At 42.5% G+C, this 13,283-nt stretch carries 14 protein-coding genes; 8 read left to right on the plus strand and 6 right to left on the minus strand.

Annotated elements, in window-relative coordinates:
* Positions 1 to 57: 57 nt before the first annotated feature.
* The 4 genes from hutW (at position 58) to SJY39_RS16860 (ending at position 3,366) form a co-directional block, all read left to right on the plus strand.
* On the plus strand, positions 58 to 1,467 hold the full coding sequence (hutW, locus tag SJY39_RS16845) for a heme anaerobic degradation radical SAM methyltransferase ChuW/HutW (protein WP_016789885.1): 1,410 nt from the start codon (positions 58 to 60) through the stop codon (positions 1,465 to 1,467).
* Positions 1,468 to 1,516: 49 nt separating this feature from the next.
* Positions 1,517 to 2,038, plus strand: a complete 522-nt coding sequence (gene hutX / locus SJY39_RS16850) for a heme utilization cystosolic carrier protein HutX (RefSeq protein ID WP_010431218.1) — start codon at positions 1,517 to 1,519, stop codon at positions 2,036 to 2,038.
* 140 nt (positions 2,039 to 2,178) lie between these two features.
* Entirely contained in the window at positions 2,179 to 2,709 is a 531-nt protein-coding gene (gene hutZ / locus SJY39_RS16855) for a heme utilization protein HutZ (RefSeq protein WP_010431215.1), read from the plus strand.
* A 114-nt stretch (positions 2,710 to 2,823) separates the two neighbouring features.
* On the plus strand, positions 2,824 to 3,366 hold the full coding sequence (locus SJY39_RS16860) for an ATP:cob(I)alamin adenosyltransferase (protein ID WP_016788095.1): 543 nt from the start codon (positions 2,824 to 2,826) through the stop codon (positions 3,364 to 3,366).
* A gap of 85 nt (positions 3,367 to 3,451) precedes the next feature.
* Here the strand turns inward: SJY39_RS16860 and SJY39_RS16865 are convergent, their stop codons facing one another.
* On the minus strand, positions 3,452 to 4,366 hold the full coding sequence (locus SJY39_RS16865; RefSeq protein WP_010431209.1) for a chemotaxis protein: 915 nt from the start codon (positions 4,364 to 4,366) through the stop codon (positions 3,452 to 3,454).
* Positions 4,367 to 4,635: 269 nt separating this feature from the next.
* Between SJY39_RS16865 and ppiC the strand changes: the two genes are divergently transcribed.
* Both ppiC and SJY39_RS16875 read left to right on the plus strand, forming a co-directional pair.
* Complete coding sequence (gene ppiC / locus SJY39_RS16870; protein ID WP_010431207.1) at positions 4,636 to 4,914, plus strand: peptidylprolyl isomerase PpiC; 279 nt, start codon at positions 4,636 to 4,638, stop codon at positions 4,912 to 4,914.
* Positions 4,915 to 5,196: 282 nt separating this feature from the next.
* Positions 5,197 to 6,585: an alpha-amylase family glycosyl hydrolase gene (locus SJY39_RS16875; RefSeq protein ID WP_010431206.1), complete on the plus strand. Its 1,389-nt coding sequence runs from the start codon at positions 5,197 to 5,199 to the stop codon at positions 6,583 to 6,585.
* A 125-nt stretch (positions 6,586 to 6,710) separates the two neighbouring features.
* Here SJY39_RS16875 and SJY39_RS16880 read toward each other — a convergent pair whose 3' ends face one another.
* The 4 genes from SJY39_RS16880 to SJY39_RS16895 all read right to left on the minus strand — a co-directional run bounded on the left by SJY39_RS16880 (position 6,711) and on the right by SJY39_RS16895 (position 11,906).
* Complete coding sequence (locus SJY39_RS16880) at positions 6,711 to 8,582, minus strand: methyl-accepting chemotaxis protein (RefSeq protein WP_016793779.1); 1,872 nt, start codon at positions 8,580 to 8,582, stop codon at positions 6,711 to 6,713.
* Between the two features lie 427 nt (positions 8,583 to 9,009).
* Positions 9,010 to 10,380, minus strand: coding sequence for a YjiH family protein (locus SJY39_RS16885; RefSeq protein ID WP_010431202.1), 1,371 nt, complete (start codon positions 10,378 to 10,380; stop codon positions 9,010 to 9,012).
* 228 nt (positions 10,381 to 10,608) lie between these two features.
* Positions 10,609 to 11,283, minus strand: coding sequence for a YoaK family protein (locus tag SJY39_RS16890; RefSeq protein ID WP_010431200.1), 675 nt, complete (start codon positions 11,281 to 11,283; stop codon positions 10,609 to 10,611).
* Between the two features lie 140 nt (positions 11,284 to 11,423).
* Positions 11,424 to 11,906 carry a GFA family protein gene (locus tag SJY39_RS16895; protein ID WP_198590917.1) on the minus strand — a complete coding sequence of 161 codons (483 nt, stop codon included), beginning with the start codon at positions 11,904 to 11,906 and terminating at the stop codon, positions 11,424 to 11,426.
* A 32-nt stretch (positions 11,907 to 11,938) separates the two neighbouring features.
* Between SJY39_RS16895 and SJY39_RS16900 the strand changes: the two genes are divergently transcribed.
* Both SJY39_RS16900 and SJY39_RS16905 read left to right on the plus strand, forming a co-directional pair.
* Positions 11,939 to 12,592 (plus strand): hypothetical protein, encoded by a 654-nt coding sequence (locus tag SJY39_RS16900; protein ID WP_010431197.1) that lies wholly within the window; start codon positions 11,939 to 11,941, stop codon positions 12,590 to 12,592.
* Between the two features lie 124 nt (positions 12,593 to 12,716).
* Positions 12,717 to 13,016 (plus strand): isoamylase early set domain-containing protein, encoded by a 300-nt coding sequence (locus tag SJY39_RS16905; RefSeq protein ID WP_010431194.1) that lies wholly within the window; start codon positions 12,717 to 12,719, stop codon positions 13,014 to 13,016.
* A 50-nt stretch (positions 13,017 to 13,066) separates the two neighbouring features.
* On the opposite strand, the gene SJY39_RS16910 is transcribed toward SJY39_RS16905, so the two are convergent.
* A complete protein-coding gene (locus SJY39_RS16910) occupies positions 13,067 to 13,207 on the minus strand; it encodes a hypothetical protein (RefSeq protein WP_016768798.1) in 141 nt (46 codons plus the stop codon).
* Positions 13,208 to 13,283 lie beyond the last annotated feature (76 nt).

Below are 13,283 nucleotides of genomic sequence, written 5' to 3' on the forward strand. Positions count from 1 at the left end.
CTCAGTTTTAGCGAATAGTCTTCCAGACTTTGCTATGTAAGTGTTTAGAGAGATTATATGAGTCTTGATATTTATAAATTTGACGAATCAATTCTGGGTGTTTCTAGCCCAGATCCGCTTCGTTTTGCGTTTGCGAAAAAGCATTCTGCACATGCCGGAGGAAGTTCAATTCCGGTCGACCCGAGCAAGAAGTTGGAGCTCTTTGATGAACTGATGCTAAGCGAAGGGAAAAAACAGGATAAGCGTTGCTTGTATATCCATATTCCTTTCTGTCGTGTGCGTTGTACGTTTTGTAACTTTTTCCAAAACGCCGCGAGCCGTAAATTAGTCGATGAGTACTTCGATGCATTGATGATTGAGTTAAAGCAAAAAGCCAAAACCCCTTGGGCTCAGTCTGGATTATTTCATGCCGTCTACATTGGTGGCGGAACACCTACTGATTTATCGCCTCAACAAGTAGAGCAATTAGGTAAGGCTATTCGCCAATATTTCCCACTAGCAAACGATGTTGAGATGACATTGGAAGGGCGCATCAATCGATTTGGCGACGAGATGTTTGATCGTGCGCTTGAAGGTGGCTTCAACCGTTTCTCATTCGGTATTCAAAGTTTTAATACTCAAGTGCGACGCAGTGCTAAGCGCCTAGATGACCGTGAGGTTGTGCTAGAACGTATCAGTGCTTTGAGTCGTACCGAGCAAGCGCCAATCGTTCTTGATCTGTTATACGGATTGCCATACCAGTCAATGGAAGTGTTCCAACAAGATTTAGAAGACTACATGTCTACTGGTGCACACGGTATTGATCTCTACCAACTGATTGTTGGGGGTAATGCTCCTATGCTTAATCTCGTTGAGAAAGGAAAAATTCCACCACCAGCGAATACGCCAGATAAAGCGAGCATGTACTTGGCGGGTGTCGAGTTCATGACAAAAAATAAAGTCAAGCAACTGAGTGTGAATCACTGGACTCGTGATAACCGCGAACGCAGCATTTACAACAGCTTAGCGAAAACCTATGCCGAGGTTCTTCCAATTGGTTGTGGTGCTGGTGGCAACATCGGTGGTCATGGAGTGATGCAACATCGAACTTTAGACAGCTACATGGAGTCTATAAAGCAAGGTCAATTACCTATTGCCATGATGACGAAGCAAAGCTCACTAGAGCCAATCTTCTCGACATTAAAGGCCGGTTTTGATTCTGGTGTTGTTAGAAGAAGTACGTTGCCGACCTTTATGGGACAAGACACTTTCGATTACTTGAAGCCTCTGTTCTCACATTGGGAGAAGAATGGTTTGGTTGAACTTTCAGAGAATTACCTGAGCCTGACTATTGCTGGTAGCTTCTGGGCAGTAAGCCTAGCTCAGAGTGTGATTCAAGTGCTTAACGCTGAATATCAAGCGATGCACCCTGCACCGAAAGCATCAGGTTCAGGCGTTCACCCGCATGCAAGTTTGAAGCACGCTTAATATCGAATTTTTAGTTTATAACTTACTCGTTTATACGGACACATATTCAATGACAGATACAACATTAGAAATGACACAAACCCTAGAACAACGTGTCGCACGTATTCTAGAAGAAGAACCAAAACTGCTTCCTACTGCGATTGCTGAGAAGCTAGGTGTTTCAGAAGTTGAAGTGGTTGCTGCTTTTCCAAACGACATGGCGGTAATGCTAGATGGCAGCCGTGCTCAAGAGATTCTAGAAGGTTTGGTTGGTTGGGGCCCTGTGACCACAATTATGCATTCATTCGGTTCAATCTTCGAAGTAAAAGCGCCTTTCCCTAAAGGTAAAGTCGCGCGTGGTTACTACAACTTGATGGGCAAAGAGGGCGAGCTTCATGGCCACCTGAAACTCGACAACATCAAACATGTTGGTTTGGTGAGCAAAGCGTTCATGGGTCGTGAAAGTCATTACTTCGGTTTCTTCAGTGAAACCGGCGAGAACATTTTTAAGATCTACCTAGGTCGCAATGAAAAGCGTGAGCTTATTGCCGACCAAGTAGAACGCTTCAAAGCACTAAAAGAACAAGCTTAAGCAGACTTAACGGCAAGCTTAAATAAGGTTGCCAACTCGTTTAAACAGAACATCAATGCTCGAGGATCGTTTAGTTCGCTAATGATCGCTCAACCTCGAGAAAAATAATAAATCAGAGAAAGTGAATAAAGGAATTACCCATGGAACAGCAAGTAAAACAAGAACGTCTACAAGGTCGCCTAGGTCCAGAAATTAAAGAATTTCGCCAAGAGCGCCGTACCCTTCAACTTGCAACGGTTGATGAAGAAGGTCGCCCGAACGTAAGTTACGCGCCTTTCGTTCAGAACCAAGAAGGTTACTTTATTCTAATTTCTGATATTGCTCGTCATGCTCGTAACTTGAAAGCAAACCCTCAAGTCTCTTTGATGATGATTGAAGACGAAGAGAGCTCGAAGCAGCTTTACGCACGTAAGCGTTTAACGTTTGATGCTCAGGCAAGTGTTGTAGAGCGTGAAACGGAGCTTTGGACTCAAGTGATCTGCCAGATGCAAGAGCGTTTCGGCGAGATCATCGATGGTCTGAGCCAGCTTCAAGATTTCTCTCTGTTCAACCTTAAAGCAGAGAACGGTCTGTTCGTTAAAGGCTTTGGTCAGGCATACCAAGTGTCAGGTGACGATCTGGTGGATTTCGTTCACCTACAAGAAGGCCACAAAAAAGTGTCTAACGAGTAACTTAGCTTAAGCTATTGTTTTAAGAGCCCTCTAATGTGAGGGCTTTTTTATGTCTAAATCAAAGAGTTTGCTATATTGGCATCTGATTAATATTTTGTGTGTAAGGATCGATACGTGAAACCAGTAAGTCGAGATTGGGATGAGTTCTGTTACCCATTTATTTATGAAGACAGTCCTATCTGTGATTTTGAAATTTTGTCGGATGAACTTTGTTGTCGTATTGGATTAGTACTGTCTTTAGACCTAGAGCCTCAGGTTCGTGAGATCTTGCAACGCTTGCAGCCGAACATTTATCACTTGAATGGTTCTGTGCGCGGTAAGCTCGCCATCACCGAATCTGAATTGGTCGATCTCAAGCAAGATTATCATCACATTCGCGATCAGCTAGAAGGTGGTTTCAAAGGGTTTGTCTTACCGGGCGGGCACCGAGTGTCCAGCGAGCTTCACTTATGTCGTTGTCAGGCTAAAAAAGTCGTGCGAGCCTTGGTGAGTATTGAGCATCATGAAAGTAAAAAATCGCCAGATCCGATTCTTTTTAAATACGCTAACTTAGTCGCGAACACACTCTATGCATTGGCGTCTTTTACCAATCATGTCAATGAAGTTGAAGAAGTGGAATTTGTGAGTAAGAGCTATTCTATGCCAAAGAAATCTTAAGGAAGAGTTCTACACTGATTTATCTCTGATGCTTAAGAAGCTAAACCATTAAGCATGATGCTAGGTTTAGCTTCCAAAATAGCGTCTAAGCAGCCGAAGATGCTTCGTTTAAAACTTTTGCACCGCGTAGCATGGCTTCGATTAATTCACCTGCATTGAACTTCTCAAGTGCTTCATGAGCCCCTACCTGATTGGCACGGTCGACACAGATCTCACTCGATAGTGAAGTATGCAAAATACAGTAAGCATGCCTCAGTGCGTTGTCGTTTTGTACTTCAAACGCAAGCTCATAACCATCGAGCCCCGGCATTTCGATATCGCTTACAAGAAGATCAATCGCATTACCTTTGCTAGCCTCTCGTCGCATCAGATCGATTGCGTCTAACCCGTTGTTACAAATGCTATATGGGATGTTGATACTGTCTAAGGCATCAGACAGCTGCTTTCGCGCGATCAAAGAATCATCAACCAACAAGATATTCAGCGCTTTGAGGCGCTCTCTCTCGACATCGGTAAGCATCGGAATATGCGCATTTTCGTAATGTGGGTAGATTTTAGAAAGCAATAACTCCACATCGAGCATCTGCACGATACGATCTTCAAAACGTGTAATACCCGTAACAAATACATTGCGACCAACGCTGGTGGGCGGCGATTCAATGCTCTTCCAGTCACACTCAATGATCTTATCAATCGAACGAACCAAGAATGCAACAACGGTTCTTAAACAATCGGTGACGATGAGTACACAGCTTTGGTATTCAGAAGGGGTGATAGGACGAAAGCCAATCGCCGCAGACATATCAATGACAGGAACCGTAAGATCACGGATAGTGACGGTGCCAATGACGTGGTGATGAGAGTAGGGGATTTGGGTCATTGGTTGGAAAGGAACGATTTCTCTAACTTTAAGCGTGCCAATCGCAAAACTTTGAGTGAGGGATAACTTGAACATCAACATTCCCTGTGACTGACTCGCTTTACTGATTGTTTTAGCCATATGTGGCTCCTACTTAATACGCGCTTAACTTATAAGGATTAATTTAAAGGGAAATGGAAGCAGGGGCAAGTGACTAACCCGTTTTTAAGGGCCTTTAAGAGGGTTGTTTTCGGTTATAGAGTGAAGAATAGTGGTTCTTGGGTTAAAATCACGCTAAATGCGAGTTGCTGAACAATTTCTGTCGATGAAGCTAGTCGACGGGCAAATCGCGATAAACTGATCGTTAGAACTAGCAGTAACGAACTGACAGAAACAAACTGAGAATTATCATGGCAAGAAAAGCAGCAGCGCTTCACATTTTAGTGAAGCATAAAGAACAAGCAGAAGACATCATTAAACAGCTTAAGAAAGGCGCTAAGTTTCAAACACTAGCGAAGAAGCACTCTACTTGCCCATCGGGTAAAAAGGGAGGTGACTTAGGCGAGTTCCAAAAAGGTCAAATGGTGCCTCAGTTCGATAAGGTTTGTTTCTCTGGTGAGACGTTGGTACCACATCTGGTAAAAACAAAATTTGGTTGGCACGTGGTTAAGGTTCTTTACAGAACCTAGTGTAAGATATGTGTGCAATGGAATAAAAGGAGCGTATGTACGCTCCTTTTTTGTCACTTTTTGGCGTATTTAAAAGCATGATGGCTGAGTGTTCATCCCAGACGTTATGCGATAATTGGTGCTACGCCCTCAACTATCCGCCGTGACTAATTGATAGGAGGAGGAGGGGTTTTAATGAGTAAGTCATATAATAAATGCCATTCTTAAGGAAATTTATGCAGCTTTGCCTTTTAGCCTTGTCTTTATCTAGAAAGCTGTAAACAAGTTTGGTAGGAGAACAACATGGAGAGTTCAGCTATGTTAAGCAACCCAGCGACAGATGTCATATTGCATGCCTTTGACTGGTGTTACGCTGACGTAATGAAGAACGCCCCACTGATTCAAGAGTTGGGTTATAAATCGGTTTTAGTTTCACCAGCAATGAAGTCGTTACGCGGCCCCAAAGGTTGTGACCGAGAGTCTGGTACCGAATGGTGGCAACGTTATCAGCCACAAGACTATCGTGTGATTGATAATCAACTTGGCGACACGCAAGATTTCATCACGATGGTGAACACGTTAAAACAACATGGGCTTCGTACCTATGTGGACGTCGTGTTCAATCACATGGCCAACGAATCTGGCATCCGAGGTGATTTAACGTATCCCAATCAACAAGATATGGCATCCTACCAGCAAGATTCTGAGTATTACGAATCCATACGTTTGTTTGGTGATCTTTCTGAAACTCTGTTTGATGAAAACGACTTTGTAGAAGCGTTTGGTATTAAGAATTGGAAAGATACTTGGGAAGTACAAAATGGACGTATTACCGGTGGAGCGAGCGATCCCGGCTTACCAACGCTATTAGATAATGACAATGTGGTCGCGCAGCAAAGAGCTTATCTCAAAGCCTTGAAAGCTATTGGCGTGAAAGGTTTCCGTATTGATGCCGCAAAGCACATGACACTGTCACATCTGCGTAAGGTGTGGACTGATGACATCTGCGAAGAAATGCACATCTTTGGCGAGATCATTACTGATGGTGGTGCGACGGAAGAAGAGTATGAGTTGTTCCTTGAGCCATACCTCAAACACACTCGCTTAGGCGCTTATGATTTCCCGCTGTTCAATACCATTTTCAAAGCCTTTGAAGAGCAGGGCAGCTTTAAGTCTCTTATCAATCCGTACTGTTTTGGTCAGGCGCTATCGAACATGCGAGCCATTACGTTTGCTGTGACTCATGATATTCCAAACAACGAGGTGTTTTTGGAACATGTGATGGATGAAGTGGACGAACGATTGGCACATGCTTTCATTCTGGGTCGAGATGGCGGTGTACCGCTTGTTTACAGTGAGTTGAGCACAAGCGGTATTCTGGATCAGAACGGCCAGCCTCGATGGCTTAACGACTGGCAAGCGCCTTACATGAAAAATATGATTCAATTTCATAATCATGTTCATGGCGAAGCAATGCGTGTGGTTGAAGCGAATGATGATTTGTTGGTGTTTGTTCGTGGAGACAAAGGCATTGTGGTGATTAATAAATCTAAGCGATGTAAAACGGCATCACTAACTTGGACGGGTGATGTGACGGATTTATTGTCCGGTAACGTGTTTGAATGTGCAGACAAGGCTTTAACCATTAAGGTTGAACCTAACCAATGTATGATGTTGATTACTAATAGCTGATGGTTGCATTTAGGCTAAAATAGTTAGGAAATCAGAGGTTTGTAATTACTGATTCGCAAAAGAAAAGGCATGCTCAAATAATGATTAAGCATGCCTTTTTTGTTGGTTCCATCTTAGATGCAATCTTACACGGTAAACTTATTCAACAGTTCATCCTGCGCACGAACATTATCAGTTTGCACTTGCATTGCCGTATTCGCTTCTTGAGCTGAGTTTGATACTTGTGTTGAAAGGTCTTTGATCTTAACCGTGTTGTTATTGATCTCTTCCGCTACCAAGCTCTGTTCTTCTGCTGCTGAAGCAATCTGAATATTCATATCAGAGATACGCTGAATCGCGTCACGGATGCGGTCAAGTGAAGAGTTCGCTTGCTGCGCGCGTTCAACGGCGTCAGTCGCAGTGTCTTTACTTTGGTTCATCGCGTTAGATACTGAGCTTGCGCCAGCTTGGAGCTGCTCGATCATGTTGCGGATTTCAGTTGTCGACTCTTGAGTACGTTGCGCCAGAGTACGAACTTCGTCGGCTACAACTGCGAAACCACGACCTGATTCACCCGCACGCGCGGCTTCAATCGCAGCGTTCAATGCCAGTAGGTTAGTTTGGTCAGCAATGTCGTTGATTACTTTAAGAATCGTTTCAATGTTTGCTGTTGCTGATTCAAGTACTTGTACTTCTGCAACGGCTTGGTCGATACGAGCTGAGAGGTTATCAATGGCTTGCGTGGTGTCACTTACTACTGAAGTACCGTCTAGTGTTGCTTCGTCAGCTTCACGAGCTGCTGCAGCCGCCCCTTGAGCGTTGTTTGCTACTTCTGTTGCAGTCACTGCCATTTCGTTCATTGCGGTTGCTAGCTGTTCAAGTTCTTGCAATTGCGTATTCATTGCGTTTGCTGATTCACCTGCACCTCTAACTGTGATTTCAGTACCACGCTTAATCTCAACGCCAATTGCTTTAGATTGAATGATTTGGCTTTGTAGGTTTTCGGTAAAGGTGTTGAAGCCTTTCGCTAGGTCAGAGAACTCTTTGTCTGTGTTGGTATCTAGGCGCTTAGTTAAGTCACCTTGTCCGCTTGCTACGTCCTGAATTGCTTCGTTAAGTGCATCAAGTGGGCGCATTAATACACGAATCAGAACCGTTAGTGCAATGATGCTGAGAATTACGGCAACCAACGAGTAAATCATCGAGCTGTTTTTCAGGTCTTCAACGGTTTGGAAAGCTATTGCTTCATCAACGATTGCCCCAATATACCAATCTTCACTTGGAATGTGAGTGAAGTTTACTAGGAACGTTTTGTCATCGACTTCAATTTCTTGAGAGCCTTCACGAATCGTAGCTTGTGGCATGTAGCTTGAGAGCATTTCACCATTGTTCTTTGCATTTGGGTGGGCGATGGTCGTACCGTCGGCTGTTACTAGGAATAGGTAACCTGCATCAAACAAGTTTACTTGATTTACTAGGGTCGCTAGGTTAGTCAGCTCTAAGTCGTAGAACATGCCAGCAGTGAAGCGGCCGTTGTCTTTTACGGGTGTACCTACTGAGATGATGACCTTTTTGCTTGATGCATCCACATAAGGAGCGGTAACTACTAAACTGTTTTTGGATTTAGCATCAATATACCAAGGGCGAATTCGTGGGTCGTAATCTGGGCCGGCTTCCCATCCGTCATCATTTTCAATGACGAAACCGTTTGCCTCATAGCCAAAACCAACTGCGAGAAAGCTATTTTTAAGCTTAGGCTTTTCTAGGATAGTTTTTACATAAGCATGATCTTGAGGAGCGATCTCGATGACTTCAGTTGTTGATTGAGCCAATGCTTTCTTGGCGTTCATTTCAGATACTACGGTGTTCTTAACACCTGAGACCATCTCATTAACGCTCGCACTGACGTGGTTTTCTACCGCACTTCTCACGGTGTAAAGTTGTTGTATTGAAAGCAATGATACTGTCACTAGCAGCAAGGCTGATGATGCAGCAACCACCTTATGGCTAAATTTCATTGAATTTTCCCCTTCTCACTGTCTTTGCGAAGATTAAAGTAAATATTGTTTCTGTGATTATATATATCGACGAGACTTGGATTTACTTGAATGTAATTTCACAAATCAGACCACAAAATACAACAACTCATACGATGTAAAATTCACTCTATTGCAAAATTACGAGTTTTAGTATTTTGTTCAATGAGTTGAAAACTTAAGCAAGCTTGAGTCTTTGGGAATTAATAATTTATTAATGAGGCGTTTATGAATATGGTTTTCTATTCAAATGAGAGGAGGGCAATAATGAATATGAAATTAAATGATATGCCGAATTTTATATATTGTTCAGGTTATAACTTAAAAGACTAAGTATATTAATTATAAATAAAAAAGCCTCACAACAGTAAGGCTTTATAAATTACATATTTATCGTGCTACATCTAATTTAGAATATTAGATGGGCTACACCAGCAATGACCGGAAGCGTAATTAGAGTACGCAGAATAAAGATAATAAATAGCTCTAAGATGTTCACTGGGATCTTACTGCCTAGAAGTAAAGCACCTACTTCAGACATGTAAATCAGCTGAGTCACCGACATGGCTGCAATAACAAAGCGAGTCATCTCGTTGTCGATAGAGGCTGCAAGGATTGCTGGAATGAACATATCCGCAAAGCCAACAACGATCGTTTCAGAGGCTGCTACCGCTTCAGGCACACCAAGTAGCTCAAGGAAAGGAATGAAAGGCTGACCTAAAAATGAGAATACAGAGGTGTATTCAGCAATAACCAGTGCCATCGTACCTAAGCCCATAACAACAGGTAGTACACCAAAGACCATATCTACTGCGTTACGAACGCCTTCGCCAAATACAGACTTAGCCGACTTCACTTGTGATGCTTTGTTTACCGCTAGTTTAAGACCCCAAGAGAATGTTGAGTAACCAGCAGGAATTGCATCAGCGTCTTTATGCGGCTTGCTACCATCGATGAAGGTGTCTTTCTTCATGCTTAGTGGTGGAAGGCGGGGGATGATTACCGCAGCCACAATACCCGCTAGACAGATAGCTGCATAGAAAGGTAGGAACAAGTGCTCTAACTCGACCTGAGCAATAACCACAAGGCTAAACGTGATAGAGACTGCAGAGAACGTCGTACCAACAACAGCCGCTTCACGCTGAGTATAGAATTTCTTCTCGTACTGCTTACTCGTTAGTAGGATACCAACACTGCCGTCACCTAACCAAGAAGCCATACAGTCGATAGCACTACGGCCTGGTAGGTTAAAGATTGGACGCATGATTTTACTTAATAATGTGCCAAAAAGTTCTAGTAAACCGAAGTTAAGTAGAAGAGGTAGTAGCAAACCTGCAAAGATAAATACCGAGAACAGGGTTGGAAGTAGGCCTTCTAGCACTAAGCCGCCAGTGTTCTCTTCCCAAATAAACTCAGGACCGATTTGGAAAAATGCCATGAATGCGGCAGCACCACCAATCATACGAACCAGCAACCAAAGTGGAGATGGGTTGAAAAGGCCGTTTAAAAATGAACTTGATGTGATGAATGCTGGCTTGAAAATGGAGCTTAAAACGGAAGCTACAGACATGAAAGCAACGATTGCAGTGATAATTGCTACTAGAGACTCACCGAAAACCGCTTGAATTGACTTGGCTAAGATAGCAACAGGGATGGTTAGATCGCCTTGGTAGCTAATTGGTGCCATGAAAAGGAATAAACCAATCAATGATGGGATTAAGAAAACCCAGAAACTGCCTTTAGATTTCTCTGGTTGAGCAGTATTCGTGTTGTTAGACATGTTAATTGTTCTCGTATTTCTACATGTAAAAAAGCCATATCCTTGGCATTTTATTCTCTAAACATCCGTATTTTCTCATTGGCTGCAAGATTACCCAGTATTGATAGTTCTTGCAATACTATTCATCAAATACCGCTAAATATTCAAACTGGATATTCTGAAACTCATTAATAGTTTAGAATAAAGTGTTGCGGATGTTACGTAGTTTAAGAATATATTGCCAGATATTTATAAGTTGGCCTGTGTTTCAGTTCGATAGGTAAGATAGAGCCAATAGATAAACGCAATAATGAAAGCAAAAGAGGCAGGGAAAGCCAGTGCCAAAATTTCAAAGCGCTGGAATAGACAAGCTCCGGTTAAGCCACCAAATAAAAAGCCAACCACAATGAACATCAGTAGCTTGCCTTTGCGACGGTCAAAAGGCACTCCCTTTAAGCCTGCCCCTATCATTATCCCGAGATCTGTGATGATACCGCTCATGTGCGTTGTTCTAATGATCGCGCCACTGTAGGTCGTGATCATAGCGTTCTGCAAGCCACATGCTGCTGAAGCGAAGTATTGGCCTGACGTGTAGCCTTGTAACAGTGCCCATAGTGATAAGAATAGCAATCCGCCTTCGATACACAGAGCGACACCATAGCGACGTCCTAGTTTCAATGCTTGATTCTCAATAAAGAACCCACTGAACGCGGCACCCAACATAAAGCTCATAACAACCAACAAAAGATGTATAGATGCAGACGTTGGGGTGAGTAAGCTACTGCCCAACAAAGACATGGTGCCCGATATGTGTGAGATGGCTTGGTGTTGGAAGCCGAGCAGCCCAATAGCGTTAACGCTGCCAGCAAGGCCCGCTAACAGTAAAGCGCCGTATTCAACCCAGCGAGGTAGCTTTGAAATCATGTGGTTCATTCCGGGTTAAAAGAGGAGCAAGATTATAACGCTAGCAAAAAGATACGCTAGCGTTGTCTAGCCATCATATTTGATCTTAGGCAACAGTATTGCATTTGTTTCTAGCATAGCAGTTTGTCGAAACATTACTGTTAGCTGTACTGGTTCATTTGATGTTCAAACTTAACCCAGCCATGTTTTCTTTCCTCGTAAACTGAAAAGCTCGGTAGCGGGAAATCTTGTTCTTTAAATAATCCTAGCGGGACGATGTAAAAATCGGCGGCGGCAACGGATTGTAAAAGCATGGTAGTGCCGCACTTAGGGCAAAATTGATAGGTGACTTCATTACCAGTGTCACTTATGCGAGAAAAACGAGTCACCTCTCCGTTTAATGTCACTTGATCTAATGGGTATCGAGCTTGAACTCCAAATACACTTCCAGTTCGTTTCTGGCATTCGTAGCAGTGACAAATAGAGGTTTTTTGAGGTACACCTCTGCATACTAGGTTGACTGCTCCACAGCGGCATTCGCAACTTCTGATATTTCTATTTTTAATATGATTGATATCCATCCATGTTCCACTTCTGGTTAACCCTGTATTGATAATTATACTAAAGCCATTTATGGTCTGCACAACTGGATGAAAACAAAAGAATATAATTGCTCATGAAAAAGAAAATCTTACCAATACCTCTGATTTTACTGATTCCCATTGTCATGCTAGTAGTGGTGATCTTGGCGGGTATTTATCGCTTTAGCTTAAGTGATGAAGAGATCTTGGCGAAGTTTCCTTCATCTCAAGTCACTTATGACTCTTTGGTTGAAGAAGTTTTTGATTTGAAGACGACCAATCCATGGACAATTAAAGTGCCTGAAACCAACGCATTTGCTTTTATCAAGGAATTGGATACAACAAGATCAATTGCTTTTGGTCGTTACGATTCGGGAGCAGAACGTGGTGTGGTGACGGTCGACACTAAAAATCTTTCAGGTGTTACGTTAGGGCAGGCGAACTTCTTTGTTTCACCTATGTGGGTGTCAAATCAAGGTAGCGGCGTATTTTACTACCTAGGTCTGTTTAAACACGATAAACAACGAAGCCGAGTTGTGTTGGTCGATCAACTTTTTTTGGGTGATCGCATACAGATTCAAACTTTAGAAGTGACGAATGCACAAAATCTTCAAACGGAAAATAAACTCACTGGGGAAGGTTTTATCGGCTTTACTCAGCATTCTTTGGAACAATCATTTACAGAACCACCTTCTGAAAAGGTATTAATGAGCTTTTCTTTTGATACGCAATCAATTGGTAAGCAATAAGGTTTTTGTTCGCGCAAGGATCTGTTGTTTATGTGAGCTAAATTACATATTATCTTAAATAGACGAATGAAATTTAGACACACTTTGCTTTGTGTCTGCTTATTTTTACGAATGGAGCTTGCGAATGATTAATAAACGTTTTTTTAAGACGAAAGATGAAGTGGAAGTGACTTTTGAGCTAGAAGCTCAAGAAGCGAATTCCGTATCCATCGTTGCCGACTTTCTTGATTGGAAGGCGACGCCAATGAAAAAATTGGCAAAAGGTAAAGTTTACAAATTTAAAACTCGTTTGCCTAAAAATGGTGAATTTCAATTCCGTTACCTAGTTGATGACCAACAATGGGTGAATGATGCGGATGCAGATCGCTATATTGCGAATGAGTTTGGTGAAGATAATTGTCTAGTTTCGACAGTTAACGCCTAACGACGGCATCTTACGTTTTGCTTATTTTTCGGGAAGGAGGCGTTGTTGTTTTAGGTACTTCTTTTACTTAAATAAACAACTAATTCGCTTCGGTTATTAATCAAGCGAAACGGAATAACGTAAATCAATAAAAAGCAGAAGCTAGCCGTTTCTGCTTTTTTGTTTCCAAAATCAGCGGTTAATTTTTTCATAAAAATGTCTTTCCTCATTAACGGTAACTCAATGACTTAGCGATACAGAGTAAGATTCGCATCATATTATGACAAT

Source organism: Vibrio sp. R78045 (assembly GCF_042466085.1).
Classification (GTDB): domain Bacteria; phylum Pseudomonadota; class Gammaproteobacteria; order Enterobacterales; family Vibrionaceae; genus Vibrio; species Vibrio cyclitrophicus.